Source organism: Aquabacterium sp., from assembly GCF_035476535.1.
Classification (GTDB): domain Bacteria; phylum Pseudomonadota; class Gammaproteobacteria; order Burkholderiales; family Burkholderiaceae_C; genus Pseudaquabacterium.
In genome coordinates, this window is record NZ_DATILJ010000061.1 from 16,397 (window position 1) to 41,708 (window position 25,312).

The following is a 25,312-nucleotide window of genomic DNA, read 5'->3' on the forward strand; positions in this document are numbered from 1 at the left end:
GCGTCGCTCATGGCTGTCAGTCCATCCAGCCGAGAAGAGGGTTGGGCTCGTCCTGGCCGACCGGGCCCTTGCGCGCGTCCTCGCCGTAGTGAACCTTCGCCGCCCCGGGCGGTACGTCCATCAGCACGGCCTTGCCGGAGCTATCGAGCACGCCCTTGCGGCGGCTGCCGTCGGCGAACTCGACGACGTAGGGCGCGCCCTGCACCGCAACGTCATCGCTGTGCAGGTAGTGCAGCGCGAGGTCGATCGGTTTGATCGCGACGTCCTGCGGCACCGACAAGCGCTGGAACCCGAACGGCACATTCCCACCCGCATCGAAGATCTTCTGGCTCGCCTTGTAGAGCACCGAGCCCGGCCCGGCGCAGGAGATGTTGCCGCCCTCCATGCGGATCGCCGCGCCGGCGGCGGCGAGCAGCAGATGCTGGGGCGCGGCGAGCGTGAGCTTGCCGTTGGTGGTGACCACATGCACGCGTTGATCGGCGGCGATGCGGGTGGCGCCGGTCTGGCTTTGGGTCTGCACATTGCCGGAAGCGGCGTGCAGCCGGAGGCCGACTTCCTGGTTCGGTTTGGCCGGGTTCTGGGCCACGCCGTGGGTGTAGAGGATCAGCGCGTCTTTCACCGCGGTGGCGTGGTGGGCCTGCGCGATGGACTGGATGTCCTGTGCGGCGCTCAGCGTGACGCTTGCGCCGGCGGTGAGCAGGGTGCTGGCCGGCGTGAACGCGCCGATGCCCGCCGGCGCGGCCGTCACCAGGTCCGGCCGGCCCCAGGCCGGCACGGTGCCCAGGCCGCCACCGATGGTTTCTTCGTCGCCGGCTGTCCCGCCGCGATCGGCGGTGGCCTCCAGGCTGTCCAGCGTTGCGTAGAGGCCGCGCTCGGTGGGCAGTTGCCTGGCGGTGTCCGGGCGTTTCGCGCCGGCGACGCTGGGCTCGGTCCTGGACTTCGCGTTATGCGCTTGCGCGCTCTCGGCGAGCGTGTGGACCCGTTGCTGGCCGAGATCCACCTGGTTGATGGGCTCGCGCGGGTCGATCTGCCGGCTGGCCTGCACGCTGGCCGGCCGGGCGTGGGCACTGAGCAGCGCGCCGGAGCCGGCGCGAACGGCGCCCCAGGCGGCGGTGGCCAGGTCGGCACCATGGCCGCGGTGCTGCTGGCGGCGGTTGTCGATCTGGTGCAGCAGGTGGCCGAGTTGCAGGCGGGTCTGCGCGTTGCTGCTGGACAGCTCAATGCGGCCTTCGCCCGGGCTGTCATCGAAGACCAATTGGTTGCTGCCGCCGAAGCCGCTGGCCGACGTGGCCAGTTCCTGGCTCTTGATGCCCGTGAAGACTTGCGTGTGCTGGTGAGCCTGCAGCTTGCCGTCCGGCTTGCTGCCGGGGAACCAGGCATCGGCCGCGCCAATGGCGCCTGCTGCACCAGCCAGCACCTGGTTGCCCTGCGCATCGGCCAGGCCGACGCCGTTGTAGACGACGCCGACGACCACCGGCCGGTCGATGTCGCCGCCGATGAAGCTGACCACCACTTCCTGGCCCAGCCGCGCCGTGAAGTTCGCACCCCAGTTCGCGCCGGCGATGGCTTCACCGATGCGGACCCAGGTGCCCGAGGCATCGGCCGCCGGCGCGTTGTCGCCGCCGGGATGGGCGAGCCGGTGGCTGGCATTGCCGCCGCGCTGCCAGTGGAACTGGACCTTGATGCGGTGGTCGCGGTCGGTGTGCAGTGGCTCGGCCAGGCCGACGACCAGCGCGGTCTGCACGCCGCTGATCGTCGGGCGCGGGTGCAGTCGCACGTCGGGCAGGCCGTGCTCATCGACGGCGGCCAGGCGCAGCGGCAACCGCGCGGGTTGCGCGCTGATCACGCATTCGTACAGCGGCTCTTCGGTCTCGTTCGCCAGCGCAGGCCGGGCGTCCGACAGGTCGTGCCGGATCGCGCCGAGCAGGCTCTCGACCTGGGCCTTGTGGTGGGCGCTGAGGTTGTTGCGCGCCGTGTGCTGGACCGACAGCGCGATGAACTCGTCACGCGCGCTGTCACGGCCGTCGTGCACCGGGTGGTCGAGCAGCGTGAAGCGGGTGCCGGGCGCGGCGGTGCGCCAGCTGCCGCGCGCCACGACCTGTTCGCGCTGCGCATCCAGCGCTTCCATCTGCACACGCGACAAGCGTTCGCCCTGGGCGGCGTCTTCGTAGGCGTAAAGGCCGGGCACGTCATGCTGTGTCAGCGCCTCCAGCCGGGCTTCGGTGCCGGACTGTTCGCTACCGCGCAAAGACAGCGTGCGGTAGTCGCGGCTGGCCAGGCTCAGCGCCGCGGCGCGCACGCGGCGGCTGCGCTGCCAGCGGGTGAGGCTGTCTTCCTGCAGCGCCACGTGGCTTTGGGTGTAGCGCACACGCTCGTGCGGGTTCGGCGCACAGGCGCCGTTGTGGTCGGCGATCACCAGCGTGTGCGCGCCCAGCGTCGGGCTGGCGGCATCGCCGGCGTGCTCCCACCAGCAGAACAAGCCCTCCTCGCGCAGCAGGCGCTGCACGAAGGCCAGGTCGGTCTCCTGGTACTGGATGCACAGTGATCGCTGCGGATAGACGGCAGGGTCGGCCAGGTCCCAGCGCCAGGCCGGCACCAAGGGGCCCTGGCCCTCATGGTCGGCGAAGACTTCTTCGACGATCTCCATCACCGTCTGGCCCTGGAACACCCAGCTGTCCTGGCGCTGGCCGAGAAAGGCCAGCCAGGGCTCGACGAGCAGCCGGTAGCGGGCCAGGCCGCCATCGCTGCCCAGCAGCGTGGCCTCGGTGATGTGGCCGTGCCAGGGCCGCAACGCGCTGCGGCTGGCCTGCGTCAACAGCTCCAGCAGCACCGGTTGGCCGAGCAGGGATTTGAGCTCGAGGTGAGCGTCCGAGGCCAACGCGTGGATCTCCATGCGCAGCCCGGCGCCATGACTTGCATCGCCGCCGGGCCCGACCTGCTCGGCCAAACGCGCCCGCTCGGCCAGCAGCACATCGGCGCCCAGCGGCGTGTGCAGGCGCAGCAGCCGTGTGGTCTGGGTGTGCGGGCCGAGGCCGCCCAGCAGCTGGGGGAACAGATCGCCGAAGACGCTCATGCCAGGGCTTCGCTCACGCCACGCTGTACTTGAAGTCGCCGGCCTTGTTGGCGGACACCTGGATGCGTTGCAGCGCGTTGCCATCGGCCATGCGCGTCAGCACCGCTTCGGCAATCTCGGGCAGCAGCGTGCCGTTCAGGATGTGGTCGACATTGCGCGCGCCCGAATCCACCTCGGTGCAGCGGGCCAGCACGGCATCCACCAGCTTGCTGTCGTAGTCGAAGCCGGCCTTGTGGTTGGCGGCGACGCGGCTGGCGATGCGGTCGAGCTTCAGGCGGATGATCTGCGTCAGCACCTCGTCGGCGATGGGGTAGAACGGCACCACTTTCAGGCGGCCCAGGAAGGCCGGCTTGAAGCTTTTGTAGAGCACCGGGCGCAGCGCCTCGGCCAGGGCATCGGCGGCCGGCAGTTCGTCGGCCGGCTTGTTCAGGCAGGCCTGCATGATCTGCGAGCTGCCGATGTTGCTGGTGAGGATCACGATGCAGTTGCGGAAGTCGATCTCGCGGCCTTCGGCGTCGTCCATCACGCCCTTGTCGAAGACCTGGAAGAACAGCTCCAGCACATCCGGATGGGCCTTCTCCACCTCGTCGAGCAGCACCACGCTGTAGGGGTTGCGGCGCACGGCTTCGGTCAGCACACCGCCTTCGCCGTAGCCCACATAGCCCGGGGGCGAGCCCTTCAGGCCGGAGACACTGTGCGCCTCCTGGTACTCGCTCATGTTGATGGTGATCAGCTTGCGCTCGCCGCCGTACAGCGCTTCGGCCAGCGCCAGTGCGGTCTCGGTCTTGCCGACGCCCGAGGGGCCGACGAAGAGGAACACGCCCTTGGGCTTGTTCGGGTCTTCGAGCAGCGCGCGTGCGGTGCGCACGCGCTGCGCGACGGCGCCGATGGCCTGGGCCTGGCCGATCACGCGCTGCGTCAGCTTGGATTCGAGTTCGAGCACCGCGCGCAATTCGTCCTTGACCATCTTGCCCAGCGGAATGCCGGTCCAGGCGGCGACGATCTCGGCGACCACCGTGCCGTCGACCTGCATCGGGATCAGCGGGGAGTCACCCTGCAGCGCCGCCAGCTCGGCCTGCTTGGCCTGCAGCGCGGCCTGGGCCGGCGTGAGCGGCTGGGCCTCGGGTTTGGCCGCCTTGCGTGAAGCGCGCTTGCGGCTGTCAGTGGCGGGAGCGGGCGTGGTTGGGGCCGTGGCTGTGCCAGCGCTGGCCGGGGCCGTTGTTTCGGTCTCCAGCGCCAGGCGCAGCTGCACGATCTCGGTGACCAGCGCGCGCTCGGCGGCGCAGCGCTGGTCCAGCGCCGCCAGTTCATCGCGCAGCGACTGGGCCTGGGCCTTCAGCTCGGCCAGGCGTTCGTGGTGCGGCGCGCCGACGGCGGACTCGCGCTGCAGCGCCAGGTCTTCGGCCTCCAGCCGTTCGAGCTGCTTGCGGCGCTGCTCGATGACCGCCGGCACCGCGCTCTGGCCCAGCGCCACCTTGGCGCAGGCGGTGTCGAGCACACCGATGGCCTTGTCCGGCAGCTGGCGGCCGCTGATGTAGCGCGCCGACAGGCGCACGGCTTCGGTGATCGCCGCATCGAGCACGCGCACGTTGAAGTGCTTTTCCATCAGTGCCGTCATGCCGCGCAGCATCGCCGCGGCAATCGGCTCGTTGGGCTCCTCGATCTTCACCACCTGGAAGCGGCGCGCCAGGGCCGCGTCCTTTTCGAAGTATTTCTTGTACTCGCTCCAGGTGGTGGCGGCCACCGTGCGCAGTTCGCCGCGGGCCAGCGCGGGCTTGAGCAGGTTGGCCGCATCGCTCTGCCCGGCAGGGCCGCCGGCGCCGATCATCGTGTGCGCCTCGTCGATGAACAGGATGATCGGGTGCGGGCTCTTCTTGACCTCGTCGATCACGCCCTTCAGCCGGTTCTCGAACTCGCCCTTGACGCTGGCGCCGGCCTGCAGCAGGCCCATGTCCAGCACATGCAGCTCCACGCCCTGCAGCGGCGGCGGCACCTCGCCGGCAGCGATCTGCAGCGCCAGGCCTTCGACCACCGCGGTCTTGCCGACGCCGGCCTCACCGGTGAGGATGGGGTTGTTCTGGCGCCGGCGCATCAGGATGTCGATGGCCTGGCGGATCTCGCCGTCGCGGCCGATCACCGGGTCCAGGTGGCCATCACGCGCGCGCTGCGTGAGGTTGGTCGTGTACTGGTCCAGCGCCGGAGTCTTGCCGCCGCTGCTGCCGGCGAGTGTTTCGCCGGGGAAGGCGCCGCTGCCATCGGCGGACAAGGCCGGTGCGTCGGCATCGCGCACGCCCTCGGCTGCCTCCTGCGAACCGAGCGTGACTTCGCCGAGCCGGTGTTTCAGGTCGTCGATCCTGAACTTGGCGAACAACTTGCTGCTGCGCGAGGCCAGTTGCGACAGCCCCGGCTCGGTCAGCAGCGCCAGCAGCAGGTGGGCGCTGCGGATGCGGCTGTGGCGCGTGTCCAGCGAAGCGATCAGCCAGGCGTGTTCCAGCAGCGCCGGCACATGCGGGCTGAACACCGGCGTGCGTGTGTTGCCGTTCCTGAAGCGGCCGATCTCGCGTTCCAGATCCTGCTGCAAAGCGCTGGCCGAGACGTCGAAGCGCCGGCACAGCAGCGCAAAGTCGCAGTGCGGCTGCTCGAGCAATGCCAGGAACAGATGCTCCAGGTCGACCTCGTAGTGGCCGCGCGCCATGGTCATGCTGCCGGCGCGTTCGGCTGCCGTGCGGCAGGTGGCGTCGAGCTTGGAGATCAGGGTCTTCAGCGTGGTGCTCATGGCGGGGTTCTCGATGAAACGGGCGGCTGGGTCAGGCCAGCGCGTGGATGTCGTAGCCGGCATCGCTGCGGTCGCCTGCCGCGGGCCGGGTGATCAGGAAGCCGTCCCAGCCCAGGCGCGGGCCCTGCTGGGCGTCCAGCGTGGCCGGCTGCACATCGGCAGCGCGCAGGCACAGGCGGACTTCGTACTCGAGGGAGAGGCCGGTGAGCAGCGTCAGCAGTTCACGCAGCGCGACGAGGGCCTGGCCCTGCGGGACCGCGCCGGGCGTGTGACCGGTGGCGCCATCGGCTGGCGGCAGGAAGCGCACGAACTGCTCGCGCCCCATCGGGCCGAAGGTCAGGCGCAGGCGCAGGTCGCGCTGCCAGACACGTTCGCCCACGACGGCCTGCGAGCCGAGCGTGACCTGCCCCAGGCCCAGCATGCTTTGCTGGCGCCGCGGCAGCGTGAACCAGCGGCCGACGAACTGCTCCAGCCGCACCGGCACATCGAAGTAGTGCGACAGGATCTGGCGAATGGCCGCGGCCGAGATCGGCCGCTGCTGCAACAGCCCGGCATAGTGGGCGAGCGTGTCGTCGGCCACGCCGCCCTGCGCGGCGCGCAGCCGCTCGCGCAGCGACTTCTGGCCGAGGCCGGCCAGCGCCAGCACGCGCGGCAGGTATTCGTTGCGCCGGTCGGCCTCGAAGCGCAGCGGCAGCCGGTGCTTGCGCCAGGCCTGGTAGAACAGCACCACCGCGCGGTGCACGAAGATGTCCAGGAAGCGGCGCGAGCTGCTGTCCTTGTTCAGCTGCTCGCGCCTGGCGAAGAGCTCGGTGTAGAAGGTCGGCAAGGTGCCGCCGGCGCCCAGCAGGCCCATGAAGGCGGGGGTGATTTCATAGCGCTCGAAATGGGCGGCCTCGCCGGGGCGCACCGGCGGCGCGGCCACGGCCTTGAACTCGGCGATCTCGCTGGGTGGGAAGCACAGCGACAGCGAGTTGCGAAACCGCAGGCGCTGCCCCAGCACCTCTTGCGCCGACAGGCCCTGCTGCTGCACATGCCAGCGCTCCAGCAGCCGCACCGCCTGCATGAAGCCGTAGCGATGCGGCTCGGCCAGCAGGTGGGCGATGGCGCTGTTCGGCGCCGGCACGCGCAGTGCGATGGCCGGGGCCAGCGGGGGCGGGTTGCGCGTCATCGTGCGGGGCAACGCGGTGCGTTCACAGCAGCGGCCCGCTGCCGGCGCGCTGCGGAAAACTGATCAGCACCTCTTTCGTCTGTGCCGACAGCACCTCCAGCTGCGTGAAGCTGTTGGCCTGCACGTACAGGCCGAAGAAGTGATCCAGCACCTGCGCAAACAGGCGCAGGCCGTGGCCGGTGAAGGCTTGCTCATCCAGCGTCAAGCGCACCTGCGTGCCGCGCACGAAGGTCGGGAAGGGGTTGCCGGGCAGGCAGGCACTGGCCGCTTGGTGCGTGATGTCGACCACGCCGTCGACCAACCGGCGGTTGATGGCGCTGCGCGGCAGGTCGTACAGGCGCAGCAGTTCCTGCAGCGCGTCGACACCCGAGCCGCCCAGCGACAAGTGGTTCAGCGACAGGTGCGAGATCAATCGCCACAAGGCGCCTTCGCCGCGTTCGAAGCGGTGGCTGTGCGTGGGCACGCGCAGCAGGCGGATCTCCCGTGCGACGCTGCCGCCTTCGAGGAACAGGTCGCCGCCGGCATGGCCGATGCTCAGCTGGCTGGGCAGGTCGCGGTTGGTGGCGCGCACGTCGATCGACAGCGTATCGGCCTGCGGCGCAGCGGGGTCGAATTCGATGTCGACGATCGCGATCTCGGTTTCATAACCCGGACTGCGCTCGGCCATCGATTCGCTGCGCTGGCTGTACCAGTAGCGGCCGGCCTGTTCGCCGTCGCGCAGCAGTTGTTGATGCTGCAGCGAATAAAAGGGCCGGAAGGCGTGGATGCTTTCGCCCTGCGGTGTCTGCTGCACGCGGAACACCTTGTCGATGGCATACACCTCGTAGCCATAGGCGCGGCGCCCACCATCGGGCAGCACCGGGTAGGTGGCGCCGGTGTGCGTGACGCGGATCGGGTCGGCGCGCTGGCTGAACACGTTGACCACCGGCGTGCAGCCGAGCACGATGCAGCCGGCGTCGGCCAACTCCAGCTGGCGCGCGGTTTCGGATTCAGCGCGGATGCCGGACATCGGGAAGTGCAGCGTCAGCTGCCGCGTCTTCGGCCGTTGTGCGGCTGGCGGCAGCGGCAGGTCGAAGAAGTTGAACTTGGCCGGAAAGGCGAAATACTCGGTCAGCAGGCGGTAGGCGGGGTGCGAGCGCGGGTCGTAGTCGATCAGTGCGTCGTTCTCGCCGAAGCCGACCAGCGTCGGCCGTGCGTCGTGGATCGCCTGCCACGGGCTGTGGGCCTCGCCCTGCACCAGGGTGCCCAGCACCTGGCCGGACAGCGCTTCACGCAGTGCATGCACCATCGAGGTTTCGCCGTTCAGGCAGATGCGCAGCGCATCGACGCCCAGCGTCGCCCAGTCGGTCTGCGACGATTGCAGCTCGAAGGTGATCGAGAACACCGAGCTGGCTTCGCGCGGCAGCACGCTGCCGCTGGGCGCCTGCACCGCGCCACGGAAGCCGGCGGCGCTGATGCGCAAAGGCAGCAGCGTCACGTCGTAGGCCGTGCGGAAGCGGCACTTCACGCCCCGCACGGCGCGGCTGTCGAGCAGCGTGCCGCGCGTCACGGTTTGCGCCTTGCTCATCTGCGCGGCGCTGGACCCCAGGTCGAACTGCGCGATCGAGCAGGCCGGGAAGGGCCGCAGGTAGTGCGGGTACAGCACTTCCAGCAGCGATTCGGTGAACAGCGGAAAGTCGTCGTCCAGCCGCTTGTGGATGCGCGAGGACAGCAGCGCGAAGGACTGGATCAGCCGATCGACGTGCGGGTCGTCGATCAGGTCGCTGGCGGCGGCGAGGCGGCCACCGATTTCCGGGTAGGCAGCGGCGAACTCGCTCTTGTGCGTCTGCAGGAAACTCAGCTCACGCTGGAAGTAGGGCAGCAGTTCGCGCATGGTTGCTCAGGTGTCCAGGCCCGCCGGGCGTGTTGCTTTGGAGACGGCATAGCGGTTCGAGCCCGGCTGCAGCACCGCATCAAAACTCACCGGCTCGACATTCGGGTTCAGCAGCAGCTTGGCGCGGATCGAGAACATCAGCCCGGCGCTGCCGGCCCGGGCTTCGCGCACGCGCACCTCCACCTGCGTCAGGCGGCGATCGTGGTCGGCCAGCGCCTTGCGCAAGGCCTCGGTGATGCGGTGGCGGTCGCGGTCGCTGGCCAGGCTCATCGCCGAGATGTCGGTCAGGCCCAGCGTCAGCAAGGACTGGCCAACCAGGGGCAGCCCGTCGAGTTCGGACACATCAAAGGGGGCGTGGGTGTTCAGCAGCATCTCGATGTCGCGCGCTACCGAGTCCTTGACCTGCTCGACCGTGAAACGCGGCGAGGTGCCGCCGCCGCGCAGGCTGACGCCTTCGCCGAGCAGCTTGTCGAGCAGGGAGGGGGCGAAGGTGTTCATGGCGCGGGGCCTTGCTCGGGGAAATCGGACTTGCGACTCAACGCGTTGGCGCGCGAAGGGCCGCCTGGTACAAGCGCAGCGCGGCGCAGGACGCCGGTGCCGGTCCGCCCTTGGCGGCTTCGGCCAGGCAGGTGGCATCGTCGGCGATCGCCTTACGTTCAGCGGGTTTCAGCGTATGCACCTGGTCGTCGGCGGCGAGCGCAGTGGCGAAGATCGCGCTGGCTTCACGCCAGTCGCCTTGCTGCTGCGCCAAGGGGGCGCCCGAGGCGCCGCGCACCGCCGCGCGTTCATGCAGCAGCGCCTGTCCGTAGGCGCTCAAGGTGTCCGGCGCGGGGTACAGGAGGGCGCTCTCGCCAAAACTCTTGCTCGCGGCACCCCAGCGGCCCGCCCGTCGGGCCTTGTCGCCCAGTGTGCTGAAGGTCGCGGCCTGCTCGCGAGGGGCACTGCGATGCTGTTGCAACCAGGCGCTCACGGCCTGTGGGTTGCTCAGGTCACCTTGCGACAGCGGCGGTGCCGCCGCGGCTGTCGATGCGCACGCCGTCAATGAGCAGCACAGCGCACTAGCGCAGTACAGCGATCGAACCCATGGAGTAGCCATCGTTGTTCCTGCAGAGGATGAGGTACTGATAAAGCGTGGTCCAACCGGACGGGTCGACGGTCACGCACCCGGCGCTGACGCGTCCGGTGTGCAGATAGCGGTCGTTGCGTCCGGGCACGGCATTGCCGCGTCCGAGGTAGAACCAGGTCTTGGCAAAGCGCGACTGCGACAGGTAGCCCGCGCCGAGATCATGCGGGAAGTCCGGAATCTGGATCGGGTGGTTGCCGGCGGGAATCGGGTTGGATGCATCGGTGATTGCCTTGACCTGTCCACCGGCGAAGCTCAGCACCTGGCGCGATGGACTGAACTCCAGGCGTGCGCCTGTCCTGTAGCCCGGGTCGCCGAACTTCAGGTTGCCGGCGATCACCGAGCAGGCCTGCCCGCGGTAGGGACCCTCACGCACGCTGAAGTATTCGCGGCCCTGGCGGTTCTCGGTGATGTCGACGCTCAGGTACTGCGGCACGGCCACCACCGCAGCGCCGGGTTCCCTCCGGATGTTGAGCCACCCGTCGGCGGCGCCAGCGATGTATCCGATGTCAGGCATTCGGGTTCTCCGTGAGAGTGGTCGGACCCGCAACGCGCGGCGCGTGAAGCGGACGCGGTGCCGATTGCCGCCGCACGACTGGCGCACTGCGTGAACGCGAAAAAGCGACGGCCCACGGGCCGCCGCCTAACACGTAACAAGCGTAGTGACCGATCGCTAAAAATCAGACTGCGATGTTCTTGCGCAGGTCCCAACCGGCGGTGCCGGTGGAGACGGACGAGCCGTCCATCTTGTGCTGCTTGTATTCCCAGACGATCTTGCCGTACTTCAAACCGAAGGTTTCCGAGGGCAGTTCACCGGCGCCGATGTTGGTGGAGACCGACGAGACGACCACGTCTTCCAGGATGATCTTGTAGTAGTCCACCCGGGTCTGCGACGTGGACGTCGCGCTCGTGCCGCCATGGGCACGATAGAACGTGATCAGCACTTTGGGGTAGACCGTGCCGGCGGATGCGGCACGCAGCAGCTTCGAGGTGGCCTTGTCGATGTCCTTGGTGAACAGCATTTCGCCGTGCTCGGTGCGCTCGGCCGTGTGGCCGCCGGCGCTGGACGCGCTGGACGACTTCGGCTGGAACACCGTGTGCGAGAAGGTCGAGACTTCGATCTCGTTGGCGTGCTTGGTGTCGGTCGAGTCGCCCTGCAGCTCGCTGGCGCCTTCGAACTTGACGTAAATGTCTTTCATCTAACAAACCTCCTGTTGTTTCATCAACCCTTCTGGGACTGTGGCAGCTCGGCGACGAGACGAAGGGAGACTGAAAGCTCGTCGAGCTGGAAATGGGGCCGAATGAACGACACGGCGCGGTACACGCCAGGCCGGCCCGGCACCTCGGACACTTGAATCTGTGCGGCGCGCAGCGGATAGGTCGCCTTGGTTTCCTGCGTGGCGTTGTCGTCCTCGACCACGTACTGGCGGATCCAGCGGCTCAGGAAGTCCTCGACATTCTTGGCCGAAGCAAAGCTGCCGATCTTGTCGCGCATCATGGCCTTCAGGTAATGCGCGATGCGGCAGACACTGAAGATGTACTGCAGTTGCGCCGACAGCACGGCATTGGCATTCGCCGCATCGGAGTCGTACTTCTTGGCCTTTTGCGCCGATTGCGCGCCGAAGAACGCCGCGTAGTCCTTGCCCTTGCAATGCACCAGCGGCATGAAGCCCAGGTCGCTGAGTTCCTTCTCGCGCCGGTCGGTGATGGCCACCTCGGTCGGGCACTTCAACGCCACTTCGCCTTCATCGGTCTTGAAGGTGTGGGTCGGCAAGTCCTCGACCAGGCCACCGCCTTCGACACCGCGGATCGCCGCGCACCAGCCGAAACTCTCGAACGCGGCGGTCAGGCGCGCGCCCATCGCATACGCGGCATTGACCCACAGGTACTTGCTGTGGTCGGTGCCGTTGACATCCTCGACGAAGTTGAAGCCTTCGACGGTGTTGCCGTCCTTCGGGTCAAAGGGCAGGCGGCCGAGGAAACGCGGCACGGTCAGGCCGACGTAGCGTGAGTCTTCACACTCGCGGAAGGATTGCCACTTGGCATAGTCCACCGTGTCGAAGACCTTGGACAGGTCGCGTGGTCGGCCGAGTTCGGCATAGGACTCCAGGCCGAACAGCTCCGGCGACGCGGCCGAGATAAAGGGCGCGTGCGCGGCGGCGGCCACATGCGCCATCTGCTCGACGAAGTACATGTCCTCGGCATTGCGCGTGATCTCGAAATCGCCAAGCAAGGTGCCGAAAGGCGCGCCGCCGAAGGTGCCGAACTCTTCTTCGTAGACCTTCTTGAACAGCGCGCTCTGGTCGAAGTCGACCGCGGTCTTGAAGTCCCTGACCAGTTCCTTCTTCGTCGCGTTGAAGACCTGGATCTTCATGCCGGCGCCGGTGGAGGTCTGCTTGCACAGGTAGTGCAGGCCAGTCCAGCTGGATTCGAGCTTCTGGAACTCGGCGTTGTGCATCACCTCGCTCAGCTGCGCGCTGATCAGGCGGTCGATCTCGGCGACGCGGGCATCGAGCGTGATGCTCAGGTTGTCGGAGACGACGACGGTGCCTTGCATCACCTCGCGCACCAGCTCGCCGATGATGTCCTTGGCGCGGGCGTGCTCGACGTCGGAGCGGGCGACCTTGCTCTGCGTGACGATCTGGTCGAGCAGGCTGGGCTCGGCGTGCGCGGCGGCGGGGGCTTGCTTTTCGGCGATGGCGGCGTTCATGCGGTCACTCCTGGATCTTCGTCGTTCACTCGGCGCGGGGCGCGGCTTCCTGGCTCAACTGGGCCAGCTTCTCGGTGCTGGCGAGCACCTCGCCGAGGATGTCTTCGAGCTTGTCGTTGCCGGCCAGCTTGTTGCGCAGGTCGGAGAGCTTGGTGCGCGCCTCGAGCAGGCGGCGCAGCGGCTCGACCTGCTGCACCACCGATTCGGGCCGGAAGTCCTCGACCTTGTTGAATTCGAGGTTCACCGCGAACTCGCCGCCCTCGGCGCTGAGCTTGTTCTTCACGCGGTAGCTGGCCTTGGGCGCCATGCCCTGCATCACGTCGTCGATGTTGTCCATGTCGACGCTGATGAACTTGCGGTCCTTCAGCTTGGGCAGCGGCTTCTCGGGGTCGGGGGCGCCGCTGAAATCACCGAGCACACCGACGACGAAGGGCAGTTCCTTCTTCTCGATGGCATCACCGATCTCGACGTCGTAGGTCAGCTGGACCCGGGGCGGCCGCACACGCTGCAGCCGCTTCTGAACACTTTCCTTTTTCGCCATGATGGGGTCCTTTGCTTGTTCCGAGGGGCAAGATCACTTCAACAACTTGAACGGGTCAGCGGCAGGCTTGGCCTGCGGCGCTGCGGCCGGTGCCGATGCGGCGACGGGCACGACGCCGGCTGGAGAATTCGGGTTCGTGCGCGCCGCGGCGGCGTTGCCCAGCGTCGGCCGCGCCGCGGCTGGCGGCAGTGCCGTTGTCGGGGTGGCGGCTGACGGCGACACCATGCGCGGCGGCGCCACGGCGGCGCTGCGGGTGGCCGGCGCCGCAGCCGGCGTGCCGCGTGCCGTGGCCGTCGACCCATCGGCGCCGCCACGCTGCGGCACCAGCGCGGTTTCGCCCAGCGCATCGCGCATCGCACGCGTCAGGCCCATGGCTTCTTCGCGGCTGCCCACCGGATAGCTGGTGCGTTCACGCAGAGCAACCAACGAGACGGTGGACAGGCGCAGGCCGCTGACCGCGAGCACGCTGTGCGCCAGCGTGTCCTGTTCATCGCGCTGCAGCACCTCCTGCGCGGCGAGGATGGCGTTGCCGTAGTCGGCCACGTCGAAGTAGTCCTCGGCCAGGCGTTGCCACGGATCCTTCTGCGTGGGATAGGCCTTGGCGGCCGAGCGCCAGGCCTGGCGGGCGCGCTCGCGCTGGCCTTCTTTCGAAGCGGCTTGCGCCTGCTGCATCCACTCCTGCAGCGAGGCTTGTGCCGGCGCCTGCGCGGGTCCGGCCACCGTGGCCGGCATGTTCGTGCAGGCGGACAGCAGCAGCGCAGCGGCCAGCGCGGCACTGAGCATCACACCCGGGCGGTGGCGGTACTTCGGACCGGGCCCATTCGGCATTCACCACCTCCTCTGAACCTGATATCAGCGATGAAACGCGGCCATGCTTGGCATGGAGAAGCCGCGAATGTAATTGCAATCCGTCCACCGTTGGCGTGACCCTGCCCCCACGATCTTGGGATCGATTTGTGCGGGGACTTGAGGCGCAACAGCGCAGAGCCCAACGACAATGAGCCCATGACTCGTTGTTCTTCGGCCGCCACCGGTGCGTGCTTTGCCACCCTTGCCGGCACCCTCTTGCCGGTGGTCGTGGCGACGCTGGTTTCGGGCTGCGCCGCCACTGGTGGCGGACCCCTCGACAAGGCCATGGAACTGGTCGGTCTGAAGAAGCCCGAAGTGCCCGACAGCCTGCCCAAAGAACTGCCGGTGCTGACGCGCAAAGTGGCCTTGCGCCTGCATGCCGGTGACCGGCTGAACACCGATGCGCAAGGACGCTCACTTTCGATTGTTGCGCGCGTTTACAAGCTGCGCGCGAGCACCGCGTTCCTGCAGCTGCCCTATGAAGCGTTCAGCCTATCGCCGTCCGATCGTTCATCGCCGCTGGGCCAGGAGGTGATCGATGTGCGTGAAGTCACGCTGACACCGGGCCAGCGCCACGAGGTGATCGAGACGCTGCCGATCGAGGCCACGCACCTGGCCGTGGTGGCCTTGTTCCGCGCGCCGGCGGAGCAGCGCTGGCGCTTCGCCTTCGACGCCAAGACCGCGGCGGCCAGCGGCATCACGCTGGGCCTGCACGGCTGCGCGATGAGCGTGGCCGAGGGCCAGGCTGTGAACACCGCGCCCGAAGTCGCGCGCCTGGCCGGTGTGCGCTGCGGCAAAGAGTAGGGGTGCCCGAGCCATGGCCGCGTCGTTTGAAAATTAGTGTTTTGACATCCAGCAAAGGTTGCCCGTGATCCCCTCTTCCAAGGTCTTGTGGGGCGAAGGCCTGTTCCTGCGGCCCCAGCACTTCCAGCGCCAGGACGCGTACCACGAATGGCGCCTGGCCGAGGTGGCGCGCACCTTGCACCCGTATGGCTGGGGCGTGCGCCGGCTGCGGGTGGACACCGATGCGCTGGCCAGCGGCGTGCTGCGCTTCGACGAGTTGCAGCTGCTGCTGCCCGATGGGGAGTTGTTCAACGCGCCGCAGGACGATGAACTGCCCGAGCCCTTGTCGCTGGCCGGCATCGCCAGCGCCACGGCCGAGACGGTGTTCCACGCCACGCTGGCGCCGATGCGCAGCAACGGCGCCAACTTCAGCAGCAACGGCCACGACGCGGCCTTGCGTTATGCGCAGCGCAACCAGCCGGCGGGCGACTGGTTCACCTCCGCCGCCGAGGCCGAGATCAGCACCTTGCGGCGCTGCCTGCGCGTGCTGCCCGAGACCGAACCGCGCGATCACCTGGTGAGCCTGCCGCTGTGCCGGCTGCGCCGCAGCGCCACCGGTGCCTTCGAGCTGGACCTGCGCTTCGTGCCGCCCAGCACCGCGGTGGGCGCGTCGCCCACGCTGCAGGCGATGCTGCGCCGCCTGCTCGACATCCTGCAGGCCAAGGTCGATGCCTTGTACGGCTTTCACCGCGAACCCTCGCGCCATGTCATCGAGTTCCGCTCGGGCGACATCGCCTCGTTCTGGCTGCTGCACACCGCGAGCTCGGCCTTCGCGAGGCTGTCGCACTACCACCACCATCCGCTGCTGCATCCCGAGCGCCTGTACGAAGCGATGCTGGAGCTGGCCGGCGCGCTGCTGACCTTCTCGAAGAGCTACACGCTGGCCGACCTGCCGCCCTACGACCACGGCCAGCCCGCGCTGGCCTTCGGCCGGCTCGATGCGATCGTGCGCGAACTGCTCGAGACCGTGATCTCGACGCGCTGCTTCTCGATCGCACTGGACGAACTGAAGCCGTCCTTCCACCTGGCGCGGCTGGATTCGCAGAAGATCAATGCGTCGACCGCCTTCTTCGTCTGCGTGCAATCGGCCTTGCCGCTGATCGAGCTGGTCGAGGTGGTGCCACCGCGCTTCAAGATCGGCGCGCCGGACGATGTGGACAAGCTGGTGCTGTCGGCGATGTCCGGTGTGCGGCTGACCCACGCGCCGCAGGTGCCGGCGGCGATTCCGGTGCGGCCGGGTGGGGCCTACTTCGCGGTCGAAGCACGCGGGCCGCTGTATGAACGCATGCTGCAGGCGCAGGCCATGACGGTCTACGTGCCGGCCGGCCTGCCCGACCTGAAACTCGAACTCTTTGCGCTCAACGCCTGAGGGCCTGCACCATGGTCAAGACCTCTGCCCCCACGCTGTTCGGCGACAAGGACCTGCCGCGCACCGAGCGCGCCGGCAGCAGCAGCCAGCGCGATGCACGCAGCCTGCTGGACCTGCTGTACGACGGCTGCTACATGATCTTCCTGTTGAAGAACGGCCAGGCGCCCACCGACGCGGCCGAGTTCCGCGACCGCCTGCGCCAGTTCCTGGCCGGTTTCGAGCGCGGCGCGCAACGGTTGGGGCTGGAAGCGGACAACGTGTTCCTGGCCAAGTTCGCGTTCTGCGCGCTGGTCGATGAAGTGATCCTGATGGCCGACTTCAAGATCCGCGACGAATGGGAGCGCCGGCCGCTGCAGATCGAGTTCTTCGGCGAGCAACTCGCCGGCGAGCGCTTCTTCGAATACCTCGACAAGCTGCGCCAGGGCGGCGCGCCGCGGGTGCAGGTGCTGGAGGTCTTCCACATGTGCCTGCTGCTGGGCTTCCAGGGCCGCTACCTGCTGGAAGGCTCGGAGAAGCTGGCCTACCTGACGGCCCGGCTCGGCGAGGAGATCGCCCACTTGCGCGGCCGCCGCGCGGCGTTCGCGCCGCACGGCGAAGCGCCGGACCGGGTGGCGCATCGGCTGAAGAGCGAAGTGCCGCTGTGGGTCATCGGCTCGGTCTTCGCGCTGGTCGCCGCGCTCGGCTTCATCGGCCTGAAGGCGATGCTGAACCGGCAGACGGCCGCTGATCTGGTGGGTTATGACGGTATCGTCAAGCTGGCGCCGCAGGCGGCGCATGTGACGATCACCTTGCCGTGAGCGCGGGCCGGCTTGCTGCCGAAGGACCGCTTGTCTCGTCAGCCCTGAGTCGACCGCAGCACGTTCTGCAAGGGCCGGCCGTCGCGGTCCCGATAGACGTCGAAGTCGGTGTCAATCGTCAGCACCGCGCGCAGCTTCAGGCGCCCGGCGGCCTCGGCGATCGACGCGTCGGCCAGGTCAAAGGGTAGATCCCGGAAACGTTCGCTGACGGCGAGGACCTCTGTCAATGCGTGGGGCGGCGGGGAATCCAGTTCGATCGCGCCCCGTTGTGCCCAACGTAGAAAGTCAAGTGCTGCGTCGTTGCTGATGCGGCGTGCCAGCAAGGCGCACACCTCCGTGAACACGGGCCAGGTGCTCACCAGGTGGGTTTGTGGGTGTGCCTTGAGCCAAGCAAGCACCTTGGCATGCCAATCGTCGGCGCCATTGAACAGCGCCAACAAGGGGCCGCTGTCGACCAGCACACGCTTGGGCGGCGCAACCCGTTCAAGAGCGCCGCGCGGCTTGCTTATTGGTCGGGCGCTTGGCATCCCATTCCTCTGCGGCCAAGGTTTTGCGGTGGCTGGCGAGCTTGGCCGGGCCTCGATGCTTGCCGAAGAGATCGGCGCCCAAGTCGTAGGCCGATGGTGATTCGGGCGCGGCGGTGCTCAGATAGGCTTGCAGGGCCTCACGGATCAGTGCGCTGGCAGGCTTGCCCATGGCGGCACTTCGGAGCCGCAGCGCTTGCTCCATCTCCGGAGCGAGTTTGATGGTCATCGTCATGGTGATGCCCTGGTGGTAATAAATGTCATATTACCGCGGGGTGTGTGCGAACGGGCGAGCTGTGCGTCTCACCCTTCCAGGCGCTTCTGGAACACCAGGCCCGCATGCTCGCGCAGCGCGTGGAACTTGATCTTCGGCCAGTTGCTCTCGATCGCACGCAGCTCGGGTGAGTACTCGACCAGCAGCGTCGGCGCGTTCACCGCGTCATACGCCATGCGGTGGCTGTTGCCGTCGATGAAGCGCTGCAACTCCTTGTCGCCGCCGTCGGCGTCGTCGCAGGTCACCCAGCGGGCGATCGAGAAGCGGCACGGCTGGATGCGCGCCTTGCAGCCGTATTCATGCTCCAACCGGTGCGCCACCACTTCGAACTGCAGCTGGCCGACGGCGCCGAGCATCAGCACCGAGCCGGCCACCGGGCGGAAGACCTGGATCGCGCCTTCCTCGCCCAGCTGCGTCAGGCCGGCTTTCAGCTGCTTGGTCTTCAGCGGGTCGGCCACTTCGACCATGCGGAACATCTCCGGCGCGAAGAACGGCAGGCCGGTGAACTGCAGGCTCTCGCCTTCGGTCAGCGTGTCGCCGAGCTGCAGCACGCCATGGTTCGGGATGCCGATGATGTCGCCGGCAAAGGCTTCGTCCAGCAACTCGCGTCGCTGGCTGAGAAAGCTGACCACGGTGTTGGGGCGCAGCTCTTTGCCTGAGCGCACCACCTTCAGCCGCATGCCGCGCTCGAAGTGGCCCGAGGCGACGCGCACGAAGGCGATGCGGTCGCGGTGCGCCGGGTCCATGTTGGCCTGGATCTTGAAGACGACGCCGGTGAACTTCGGCTCCTCGGGTTTGACTTCACGCTGCAGCGCCGGGCGCGTGCCGGGCGCCGGCGCCAGGTCGACCAGCGCGTCCAGCACTTCACGCACGCCGAAGTTGTTGACCGCCGAGCCGAAGAACATCGGCGTCTGGCGGCCGGCCAGGAACTCGCTTGCATCGAAGCGGGGCGCGGCTTCACGCACCAGCTCGATCTCGCCCTGCGCCTGCTCGTACTGCATGCCGAAGCGCTGCGCATAGGCGGGGTTGTCGAGTCCAGCCAGGATCTCGTCGTCCTTGCCGGCGCGGTCTTCGCCGGGGCTGAACACGCGCATCTGTTCTTCGCGCAGGTCCATCACGCCGTGGAAGACCTTGCCCATGCCCACCGGCCAGGTGAAGGGCACGACGGTCATGCCGAGTTCGCGCTCGATCTCGTCCATCAGGTCCAGCGGGTCCTTGACCTCGCGGTCCATCTTGTTGACGAAGGTGAGGATCGGCGTGTTGCGCGCGCGGCAGACCTGCAGCAGGCGCCGCGTCTGCGGCTCGACGCCGTTGGCCGCGTCGATCACCATCAGCGCGGCGTCCACGGCGGTCAGCACGCGGTAGGTGTCTTCCGAGAAGTCCTGGTGGCCGGGGGTGTCCAGCAGGTTGATCACGCAGTCGCGGTACTCCATCTGCATGACCGACGAGGCCACCGAGATGCCGCGCTGCTTCTCGATCTCCATCCAGTCCGAGGTGGCGTGGCGCGAAGCCTTGCGCGCCTTCACCGAGCCGGCGATCTGGATCGCGCCGGAAAACAGCAGCAGCTTCTCGGTCAGCGTGGTCTTGCCGGCGTCCGGGTGGGAAATGATGGCAAAAGTGCGGCGGCGGCGCACTGCCTTGTCGAGCGCGTTGAAAGTCAGGTCGGACATGGCCAGTGCGGCCCCAGCGGGGGCCGGACCGTGGGATGGAAACCCTCGATTATCGGGGCCGGCCCGACATCGGGCGGCCGGGCACTACTTCGCGCCCAGCTTGGCCTTGATGTCCTGCCCGACCTTCTTGTTGACGAACTGCAAGGTCGCCACCTGCGAGAGATCGACTTCGCCGGCCTTGTACAGCCCGGCCTTGACCATCTGCTCGTAGAAATCCTTGATGCGCGCCGCGCTCATCGCGCCGACGCCGTTGGACGCGGCCTCGCCGGAATCGACGATGCCCTGGCCCTTCATCAGCGCCACCGAGGCTTCCATCTCGGCCTCGCTCATCTCGGGGTTGTCCTTGATCATCAATGCGCTGGCGGCCTTGCGGTTGCCGTACAGGTAGTTGACCCAGCCGATCGCCGACGCATCGACGAAGCGCTGCACCAGCTCGGGCTTGTTCTTGACAGTGTCGGTGCGCGCCTCGATCAAGGTGCTGTAGGTCGAGAAGCCATGGTCGGCCAGCAGGTGCACCACCGGCTTGAACTTGCCCTGGTTCTCGATGTAGATCGGCTCGGCCACCGAGTAGCCCTGCTGGATGGCCTTGGGGTTGGCCAGGAAGGGCGCCAGGTTGTAGTTGTAGGGCTTCAGCGCTTCGTCCTTGAAGCCATGCGTCACCTTCAGCCATTGCCACCAGCTGAACTGGCCGTCCTTGGCGATCAGCGCCAGCGGCGCGTTCTTCAGGTTCTCGAATTTCTCGTAGCCCTGGCCCGGGTGGGCCATCAGCGCCTGCGGGTCCTTCTGGAACATCGCGGCGACGACGACGGTGGGCACCTTGTTCTTGACGTTGTCGAAGCTGTGCAGCAGGTTGCCGGTCATCAGGAAATCGATGCGGCCGGCCGGCAGCAGCGGCCGGTTGTTGACCTGCGGGCCGCCTTGCTGGATGGTGACGTCGAGACCGAACTTCTTGTAGGTGCCATCGGCCACGGCCTGGTAGAAGCCGCCGTGCGCGGCCTGGGCCTTCCAGTTGGTAGCAAAGGTCACCTTGTCCTGGGCCTGGGCGGCGCCGGCGCAGAGCAAGGCGGTGGCCAGGGCAAGTACATGGGCAGACACATGGGCAAACAGAGGGCGGCGATGCATGGTGAGCTCCCGTTGGATGAGGGTGGAGGCGCGGGTCCGCGCTTCAGTCGTCGCGGTGCGAGGCCGAAGCATGCCAGCGTCCGAGCAAGCGCCGGGACAAGGCATTGAAGAGCGCATAGATCATCACGCCGGTCAGCACCAGCAGCGCCAGCGCGGCGAACATCTTCGGCGTCTCGGTGCGGAAGCTGGCTTCGAGGATGCGCGAGGCGAGACCGGTGTCGCGGCCGGCCGCGCCGGCGACCATCTCGGCGGTGACCGCGCCGATCAGGCTCAGGCCGCCGGAGATGCGCAGGCCGGCCAGGAAGTAGGGCAGCGCGGTGGGCAGCAGCAGCAGCCGAAGGCGCTGCATCGGCGTGGCGCGGTACAGGCGGAACAGGTCGCGCAAATTGGCCTCGGCCGCGCGCAGCCCGGTCAGCGTGTTCGACAGCATCGGGAAGAACGCGACGATCCACGCGCACAGCAGCAGCGCCGCGGTGGTCGACTCGACATAGATCAGGATCAGCGGCGCCACCGCCACCAGCGGCGTGACCTGCAGCACCACGGCCACCGGCAGCAGCGCGCGTTCAAGCAAGGGCGACAACGCAAACATCGCGGCGATCAGCCCACCGCCGGCACAGGCCAGGGCCAGCGCGCCGAAGGTGATCTTCAGCGTCGTCCACCAGCTGGCGGCGAGCGAGCCGAAGTTGGCGATCAGCGTCTGCACGATCAGCGACGGCGCGGGCAGCGTGTAGGCCGGGATCTGGGCCATGCGCACCAGCAGCTCCCAGCCGCCGATCAGGCCGAGCAGCACCAGCGTCGGCAACAGCCGCTGCTTCATCATGCCGGTGAGGCTGCGGTGGACGGCAGCGGCGCATGCGCCAGTTCCAAGGCCTGGCCGAGCGCCCGGCACGCATCCGCGAAGGTCGGCGTCAGCCGGAAGGCCTGCGTGCGCGGGTAGGGCTCGGGCACGGCCACCTCGGCCACGATGCGGCCCGGCCGCGCCGACATCACCAGCACGCGCTGGCTCAGGAACACCGCCTCGGTGACGCTGTGGGTGACGAACAGCGCGCTGATCGCATCGCCGGGCTGGCCCTGCCACCACTGCAGCAGGTCGGTGTTGAGCTTGCGCCGCGTGATGTCGTCCAGCGCCGCGAAAGGCTCGTCCATCAGCAGCAGTTGCGGCTGCGTGACCAGCGCGCGTGCGATCGATGCGCGCATCTGCATGCCGCCCGACAGCTCGGCCGGATAGGCGTGCTCGAACTCGGCCAGGCCGACGCCTGCCAGCACCTGCCGCACACGCGGCGCGGCCGTGCTGCGCGGCACGCCCTGCAAGCGCAGCGGCAGCCAGACATTGTCGAAGGCGCTGGCCCAGGGCATCAGCGTCGGCTGCTGGAAGACGAACGCCGTGGTGCCGTCGCCGCCCGGTTGCAGCGCCGGCGCCTGCAGCTGCCCGCCGCTGGCGGCATCGAGCCCGGCCACCAGCCGCAGCACCGTGCTCTTGCCGCAACCCGAAGGCCCCAGCAGCGCGACGAATTCACCGCGCGCGACGCGCAGCGACACGTCCTGCAGCGCCAGCAGCCCGCCGGCAAAGCGCTTGTGGACCTGCTGCAGTTCGATTGCCGGGGTGGGGGAGGCCATCGCCGGAGTGTGCATGCAATTGGCGCGCCGGCTGAGCACCTGGCCGGCCGCTTGCTGGCACACTTCGCCGATGCCCGAGTTGCCCGACATCAGCGTCTATGTCGACAGCCTGACGGCCAAGCTACGCGGCCAGGTGCTGCGACGACTGCGCGTGCTGAACCCCTTCCTGCTGCGCACGGCGCTGCCGCCGATCGGCCAGGTCGAGGGCTGCACGGTCAGCGGCATCGAACGCCTGGGCAAGCGCGTGGTGCTGGTGTTGTCGCCACCGCCCGGGGGTGAGCTGCTGCTGGTGATCCACCTGATGATCGCCGGCCGCCTGCGCTGGGGGGCTGCCGGCGCCAAGCCGCCGGGCAAGATCACACTGGCCGTGTTCGAGTTCGACGCCGGCCAGCTGGTGTTGACCGAAGCGGGCACGCAGCGGCGGGCCTCGCTGCACCTGCTGCCCGACCGCGCCGCGCTGGCCGCGATGGACCCGGGCGGCATCGATGTATTCGCAGCGGACATGCCAGCGTTCAATGCGCAGCTGGTGCGCGAGAACCATACGCTCAAGCGCGCGCTGACCAACCCGCAGCTGTTCAGCGGCATCGGCAATGCGTATTCGGATGAGATCCTGCACCGCGCACGCTTGTCGCCGGTGAGGCTGACCCGCGCGCTGTCGGCGGACGCGGTGCAGCGCCTGTACGACGCGACTCGCGCGGTGTTGACTGAGTGGACCGAACGCCTGCGCGCCGAAGCCCAGGCCCATGGCGGCTGGCCCGACAAGGTGACGGCCTTTCATCCGCAGATGGCCGTGCATGGCCGTTACGGTGAGCCCTGCCCGGACTGCGGCACGCCGGTGCAGCGCATCCTGCATGCCGACAACGAAACCAACTACTGCGCGCGCTGCCAGACCGGCGGCAAGCTGCTGGCCGATCGTGCGCTGAGCCGACTCCTCAAAGCCAGCTGGCCCAAGCACATCGACGACCTGCTTTGAGCGCCGATCAGCGCGCCAGCGGATTGGGGGTGGGCTCCGCCACCTTGAACAGCAGATTGCGGTCGGTGTGGTGGAAGGGCTCGGCCTGGCCGCGGATCATCAGCACCGTGTCTTCCTCGTAGCCCCAGCTGCCGTCGTCGTTGACGGTCACGCTGATGTTGAAGGCCACGGTCTTGAAGGCGTGGTGCAGGAAGGGTGCCGAGCAGATGCCCCAGGTGTCCAGGCCTTGCTGCGATTCCAGACGAAACTGTTTTGCATCGGCCGTGGTGGTGCCGGCGGCCATGGCCGTCTGGCCGCGCGGGATCGTCAGCGTGTGGATCACCGTGCCGGTGGCCGGCTCCCACAACCAGTAGCCGACCTGCTCGTGGTAGGTCTTGACCTGGTCCGGCTTGGTGATGTGCGTGGCATAGCGCAGGCCATACATCAGCTGCGGGCCATTGGTCACCGGGTCGATCGGCTGCAGCTCGATGCGCTCGACGTAAGCCTGCTTCTTCGGGCCCTCGGCCTTGGGCTTGACGTCCAGCCCGCGGGTGCCCTGCCACACGCCGGCCATCGCGCGCAGCGGGCCCAGCTTGTTCAGCGTCTGGACGTCGATCGGGTGCGGCTCGGTGTAGATGTCGCTGGGGAAATCGCTCATCGCGGCGGGCTCTCAAGTAAATGTGGCTTTGCAACTTTGCTTGACCCCCTCGGGGGGGGGGCCTGGCGCGAAGCGACAGGTTTGGGGGCGCTCTCGAGGAAGAGGTGGAAGCGGCCGACCAGCATAGCGCCGGCCGGTCGCCTCGGGCAGGTGCTGTGGCGGGCGCGCGTCGGCGCGCCCGCCGGCGCCATAGGCTGCATCGGCGCGGTCGAAGTGCGCCAACTGCCGCGCCTGGATCTCGGCCGAGACGCTGCTCATCGCGCCGGCGATGTTGTCGAACAGGTTCTGCCGTTCCTGCGCCGGCAGCAGGCGGAACAGGTTGCCGGCCTGGGTGTAGTCATCCTCGCTGCCGCGGGCGTCGTAGCGGCCGGCGATGCCTTCGACCGGCCAGCTCCGGATGCCTTGCTGGGTCTTGAAATGCCACTTGACCCACACCCGCTCGCCGGCCGCGTTGATCAGGCTGAAGGTGTGGCTGCCGAAACCGTCCATGTGGCGGTAGCCATCGGGCGTGCCGCGGTCGGAGAACAGCATCGTCACCTGGTGCAGGCTCTCGGGCGCCTGGCTCCAGAAGTCCCACATCATCGTCGGCGACTTCAGGTTCGTCTGCGGGTCGCGCTTCTGCGTGTGCACGAAGTCGGGGAACTTGATCGGGTCCTTGATGAAGAACATCGGCGTGTTGTTGCCGGCCAGGTCCCAGTTGCCCTCTTCGGTGTAGAAGCGGATCGCGAAGCCGCGTGGATCGCGCTCGGTGTCGGCCGAGCCGCGCTCGCCGCCGACGGTGGAAAAGCGCACGAAGGTCTCGGTGCTCTTGCCAACGGCCGAGAACAGCTTGGCCTGGGTGTAAGCCGTGATGTCGTGCGTGACGGTGAAGGTGCCGTAAGCACCGGAACCCTTGGCATGCACCACGCGCTCGGGAATGCGCTCGCGGTTGAAGTGCTGCAGCTTCTCGATCAGGTGGAAGTCCTGCAGCAGGATCGGGCCGCGCGGGCCGGCGGTGATCGAGTTCTGGTTGTCGGCGACGGGGATGCCGGAGGCTGTGGTGAGGGTGGGGGGGCTCATCGGGGAAGCTCCTGCGTTGCGGTGAGTGCAAGCGTAGGAGCCGGCCCGGCGCCGGTCCATTTGATTGGCTGCTGCGGGGCGATAGGTGGCGCGGCTATCGAAGCCATAGCCGCGGGGCGCGGTGGACTACGCTGCCTCTGGAGGCGGCCCGAGCAGGCGCTGCCGGATGCGTGCCGTGCGAGCGAAGTACGCGTCGTCGAGCAATAAACCGGCGACGACCAGATCGCTGCGCGAGCCATCGGCCAGGCGCAGAAAACCACGCATCGTGCCTTCGATGACGAAGCCCAGCTTTTGCGAGACCTCGATGGCGTGCG

General features: G+C 68.0%; 24 protein-coding genes. 4 read left to right on the forward strand and 20 right to left on the reverse strand.

Annotated elements, in window-relative coordinates; genetic code table 11:
* Nucleotides 1–16: 16 nt before the first annotated feature.
* From VLK61_RS06270 to VLK61_RS06320, 11 genes are all read right to left on the reverse strand, one after another.
* The gene (locus VLK61_RS06270; protein ID WP_325419360.1) at nucleotides 17–3,073 is read right to left on the reverse strand and encodes a type VI secretion system Vgr family protein; all 3,057 of its coding nucleotides are present in this window, start codon (nucleotides 3,071–3,073) and stop codon (nucleotides 17–19) included.
* 13 nt (nucleotides 3,074–3,086) lie between these two features.
* Nucleotides 3,087–5,849 carry a type VI secretion system ATPase TssH gene (tssH, locus tag VLK61_RS06275; RefSeq protein ID WP_325419362.1) on the reverse strand — a complete coding sequence of 921 codons (2,763 nt, stop codon included), beginning with the start codon at nucleotides 5,847–5,849 and terminating at the stop codon, nucleotides 3,087–3,089.
* Nucleotides 5,850–5,880: 31 nt separating this feature from the next.
* Nucleotides 5,881–7,017, reverse strand: coding sequence for a type VI secretion system baseplate subunit TssG (gene tssG, locus VLK61_RS06280; RefSeq protein WP_325419364.1), 1,137 nt, complete (start codon nucleotides 7,015–7,017; stop codon nucleotides 5,881–5,883).
* Between the two features lie 22 nt (nucleotides 7,018–7,039).
* Nucleotides 7,040–8,890, reverse strand: a complete 1,851-nt coding sequence (gene tssF, locus VLK61_RS06285; protein WP_325419366.1) for a type VI secretion system baseplate subunit TssF — start codon at nucleotides 8,888–8,890, stop codon at nucleotides 7,040–7,042.
* Between the two features lie 6 nt (nucleotides 8,891–8,896).
* On the reverse strand, nucleotides 8,897–9,388 hold the full coding sequence (tssE, locus tag VLK61_RS06290; protein WP_325419368.1) for a type VI secretion system baseplate subunit TssE: 492 nt from the start codon (nucleotides 9,386–9,388) through the stop codon (nucleotides 8,897–8,899).
* Between the two features lie 37 nt (nucleotides 9,389–9,425).
* Entirely contained in the window at nucleotides 9,426–9,860 is a 435-nt protein-coding gene (locus tag VLK61_RS06295) for a hypothetical protein (RefSeq protein WP_325419370.1), read from the reverse strand.
* An 88-nt stretch (nucleotides 9,861–9,948) separates the two neighbouring features.
* Nucleotides 9,949–10,530, reverse strand: coding sequence for a hypothetical protein (locus VLK61_RS06300; protein WP_325419371.1), 582 nt, complete (start codon nucleotides 10,528–10,530; stop codon nucleotides 9,949–9,951).
* Nucleotides 10,531–10,693: 163 nt separating this feature from the next.
* Nucleotides 10,694–11,212, reverse strand: coding sequence for an Hcp family type VI secretion system effector (locus VLK61_RS06305; RefSeq protein ID WP_325419373.1), 519 nt, complete (start codon nucleotides 11,210–11,212; stop codon nucleotides 10,694–10,696).
* A gap of 23 nt (nucleotides 11,213–11,235) precedes the next feature.
* Nucleotides 11,236–12,723, reverse strand: a complete 1,488-nt coding sequence (tssC, locus tag VLK61_RS06310; protein WP_325419374.1) for a type VI secretion system contractile sheath large subunit — start codon at nucleotides 12,721–12,723, stop codon at nucleotides 11,236–11,238.
* A 25-nt stretch (nucleotides 12,724–12,748) separates the two neighbouring features.
* Nucleotides 12,749–13,264 carry a type VI secretion system contractile sheath small subunit gene (gene tssB, locus VLK61_RS06315; RefSeq protein ID WP_325419375.1) on the reverse strand — a complete coding sequence of 172 codons (516 nt, stop codon included), beginning with the start codon at nucleotides 13,262–13,264 and terminating at the stop codon, nucleotides 12,749–12,751.
* A 33-nt stretch (nucleotides 13,265–13,297) separates the two neighbouring features.
* Nucleotides 13,298–14,092, reverse strand: coding sequence for a tetratricopeptide repeat protein (locus VLK61_RS06320; protein WP_325419377.1), 795 nt, complete (start codon nucleotides 14,090–14,092; stop codon nucleotides 13,298–13,300).
* A 177-nt stretch (nucleotides 14,093–14,269) separates the two neighbouring features.
* On the opposite strand from VLK61_RS06320, the gene tssJ reads away from it, so the two are divergent.
* From tssJ to icmH, 3 genes are all read left to right on the forward strand, one after another.
* Nucleotides 14,270–14,917 (forward strand): type VI secretion system lipoprotein TssJ, encoded by a 648-nt coding sequence (gene tssJ, locus VLK61_RS06325; protein WP_325419379.1) that lies wholly within the window; start codon nucleotides 14,270–14,272, stop codon nucleotides 14,915–14,917.
* A 64-nt stretch (nucleotides 14,918–14,981) separates the two neighbouring features.
* On the forward strand, nucleotides 14,982–16,325 hold the full coding sequence (tssK, locus tag VLK61_RS06330; protein WP_325419381.1) for a type VI secretion system baseplate subunit TssK: 1,344 nt from the start codon (nucleotides 14,982–14,984) through the stop codon (nucleotides 16,323–16,325).
* A gap of 11 nt (nucleotides 16,326–16,336) precedes the next feature.
* Nucleotides 16,337–17,122: a type IVB secretion system protein IcmH/DotU gene (gene icmH / locus VLK61_RS06335; RefSeq protein ID WP_325419383.1), complete on the forward strand. Its 786-nt coding sequence runs from the start codon at nucleotides 16,337–16,339 to the stop codon at nucleotides 17,120–17,122.
* Nucleotides 17,123–17,160: 38 nt separating this feature from the next.
* On the opposite strand, the gene VLK61_RS06340 is transcribed toward icmH, so the two are convergent.
* The 6 genes from VLK61_RS06340 to VLK61_RS06365 all read right to left on the reverse strand — a co-directional run bounded on the left by VLK61_RS06340 (nucleotide 17,161) and on the right by VLK61_RS06365 (nucleotide 22,329).
* Complete coding sequence (locus VLK61_RS06340) at nucleotides 17,161–17,583, reverse strand: type II toxin-antitoxin system VapC family toxin (RefSeq protein ID WP_325419385.1); 423 nt, start codon at nucleotides 17,581–17,583, stop codon at nucleotides 17,161–17,163.
* 22 nt (nucleotides 17,584–17,605) lie between these two features.
* The gene (locus VLK61_RS06345) at nucleotides 17,606–17,881 is read right to left on the reverse strand and encodes a hypothetical protein (RefSeq protein WP_325419387.1); all 276 of its coding nucleotides are present in this window, start codon (nucleotides 17,879–17,881) and stop codon (nucleotides 17,606–17,608) included.
* A 68-nt stretch (nucleotides 17,882–17,949) separates the two neighbouring features.
* Nucleotides 17,950–19,590 carry a peptide chain release factor 3 gene (locus VLK61_RS06350; RefSeq protein WP_325419389.1) on the reverse strand — a complete coding sequence of 547 codons (1,641 nt, stop codon included), beginning with the start codon at nucleotides 19,588–19,590 and terminating at the stop codon, nucleotides 17,950–17,952.
* Nucleotides 19,591–19,674: 84 nt separating this feature from the next.
* Entirely contained in the window at nucleotides 19,675–20,712 is a 1,038-nt protein-coding gene (locus VLK61_RS06355; RefSeq protein WP_325419391.1) for an ABC transporter substrate-binding protein, read from the reverse strand.
* Nucleotides 20,713–20,755: 43 nt separating this feature from the next.
* The gene (locus tag VLK61_RS06360; RefSeq protein WP_325419393.1) at nucleotides 20,756–21,529 is read right to left on the reverse strand and encodes an ABC transporter permease; all 774 of its coding nucleotides are present in this window, start codon (nucleotides 21,527–21,529) and stop codon (nucleotides 20,756–20,758) included.
* The gene (locus VLK61_RS06365; RefSeq protein ID WP_325419395.1) at nucleotides 21,529–22,329 is read right to left on the reverse strand and encodes an ABC transporter ATP-binding protein; all 801 of its coding nucleotides are present in this window, start codon (nucleotides 22,327–22,329) and stop codon (nucleotides 21,529–21,531) included. The genes VLK61_RS06360 and VLK61_RS06365 overlap by 1 nt, the downstream gene beginning before the upstream one ends.
* A 70-nt stretch (nucleotides 22,330–22,399) precedes the next feature.
* Between VLK61_RS06365 and VLK61_RS06370 the strand changes: the two genes are divergently transcribed.
* Entirely contained in the window at nucleotides 22,400–23,302 is a 903-nt protein-coding gene (locus VLK61_RS06370) for an Fpg/Nei family DNA glycosylase (protein WP_325419397.1), read from the forward strand.
* Between the two features lie 7 nt (nucleotides 23,303–23,309).
* Here the strand turns inward: VLK61_RS06370 and VLK61_RS06375 are convergent, their stop codons facing one another.
* The 3 genes from VLK61_RS06375 to VLK61_RS06385 form a co-directional block, all read right to left on the reverse strand.
* The gene (locus VLK61_RS06375) at nucleotides 23,310–23,939 is read right to left on the reverse strand and encodes an FABP family protein (RefSeq protein WP_325419399.1); all 630 of its coding nucleotides are present in this window, start codon (nucleotides 23,937–23,939) and stop codon (nucleotides 23,310–23,312) included.
* Between the two features lie 12 nt (nucleotides 23,940–23,951).
* Nucleotides 23,952–24,998: a catalase gene (locus tag VLK61_RS06380; RefSeq protein WP_325419401.1), complete on the reverse strand. Its 1,047-nt coding sequence runs from the start codon at nucleotides 24,996–24,998 to the stop codon at nucleotides 23,952–23,954.
* Nucleotides 24,999–25,124: 126 nt separating this feature from the next.
* Nucleotides 25,125–25,312, reverse strand: a 188-nt coding sequence (locus tag VLK61_RS06385) for a hypothetical protein (protein ID WP_325419403.1), incomplete at its 5' end; no start/stop codon positions are given.

Excerpts from the sequence above, each read along its gene's own strand:
- VLK61_RS06270 (WP_325419360.1), bottom strand. The coding sequence starts at position 3,073 with ATGAGCGTCTTCGGCGATCTGTTCCCCCAGCTGCTGGGCGGCCTCGGC.
- tssH (WP_325419362.1), bottom strand. The coding sequence starts at position 5,849 with ATGAGCACCACGCTGAAGACCCTGATCTCCAAGCTCGACGCCACCTGC.
- tssG (WP_325419364.1), bottom strand. The coding sequence starts at position 7,017 with ATGACGCGCAACCCGCCCCCGCTGGCCCCGGCCATCGCACTGCGCGTG.
- tssF (WP_325419366.1), bottom strand. The coding sequence starts at position 8,890 with ATGCGCGAACTGCTGCCCTACTTCCAGCGTGAGCTGAGTTTCCTGCAG.
- tssE (WP_325419368.1), bottom strand. The coding sequence starts at position 9,388 with ATGAACACCTTCGCCCCCTCCCTGCTCGACAAGCTGCTCGGCGAAGGC.
- VLK61_RS06300 (WP_325419371.1), bottom strand. The coding sequence starts at position 10,530 with ATGCCTGACATCGGATACATCGCTGGCGCCGCCGACGGGTGGCTCAAC.
- VLK61_RS06305 (WP_325419373.1), bottom strand. The coding sequence starts at position 11,212 with ATGAAAGACATTTACGTCAAGTTCGAAGGCGCCAGCGAGCTGCAGGGC.
- tssC (WP_325419374.1), bottom strand. The coding sequence starts at position 12,723 with ATGAACGCCGCCATCGCCGAAAAGCAAGCCCCCGCCGCCGCGCACGCC.
- tssB (WP_325419375.1), bottom strand. The coding sequence starts at position 13,264 with ATGGCGAAAAAGGAAAGTGTTCAGAAGCGGCTGCAGCGTGTGCGGCCG.
- VLK61_RS06320 (WP_325419377.1), bottom strand. The coding sequence starts at position 14,092 with ATGCCGAATGGGCCCGGTCCGAAGTACCGCCACCGCCCGGGTGTGATG.
- tssJ (WP_325419379.1), top strand. The coding sequence starts at position 14,270 with ATGACTCGTTGTTCTTCGGCCGCCACCGGTGCGTGCTTTGCCACCCTT.
- icmH (WP_325419383.1), top strand. The coding sequence starts at position 16,337 with ATGGTCAAGACCTCTGCCCCCACGCTGTTCGGCGACAAGGACCTGCCG.
- VLK61_RS06345 (WP_325419387.1), bottom strand. The coding sequence starts at position 17,881 with ATGACGATGACCATCAAACTCGCTCCGGAGATGGAGCAAGCGCTGCGG.
- VLK61_RS06350 (WP_325419389.1), bottom strand. The coding sequence starts at position 19,590 with ATGTCCGACCTGACTTTCAACGCGCTCGACAAGGCAGTGCGCCGCCGC.
- VLK61_RS06355 (WP_325419391.1), bottom strand. The coding sequence starts at position 20,712 with ATGCATCGCCGCCCTCTGTTTGCCCATGTGTCTGCCCATGTACTTGCC.
- VLK61_RS06360 (WP_325419393.1), bottom strand. The coding sequence starts at position 21,529 with ATGAAGCAGCGGCTGTTGCCGACGCTGGTGCTGCTCGGCCTGATCGGC.
- VLK61_RS06365 (WP_325419395.1), bottom strand. The coding sequence starts at position 22,329 with ATGGCCTCCCCCACCCCGGCAATCGAACTGCAGCAGGTCCACAAGCGC.
- VLK61_RS06370 (WP_325419397.1), top strand. The coding sequence starts at position 22,400 with ATGCCCGAGTTGCCCGACATCAGCGTCTATGTCGACAGCCTGACGGCC.
- VLK61_RS06375 (WP_325419399.1), bottom strand. The coding sequence starts at position 23,939 with ATGAGCGATTTCCCCAGCGACATCTACACCGAGCCGCACCCGATCGAC.
- VLK61_RS06380 (WP_325419401.1), bottom strand. The coding sequence starts at position 24,998 with ATGAGCCCCCCCACCCTCACCACAGCCTCCGGCATCCCCGTCGCCGAC.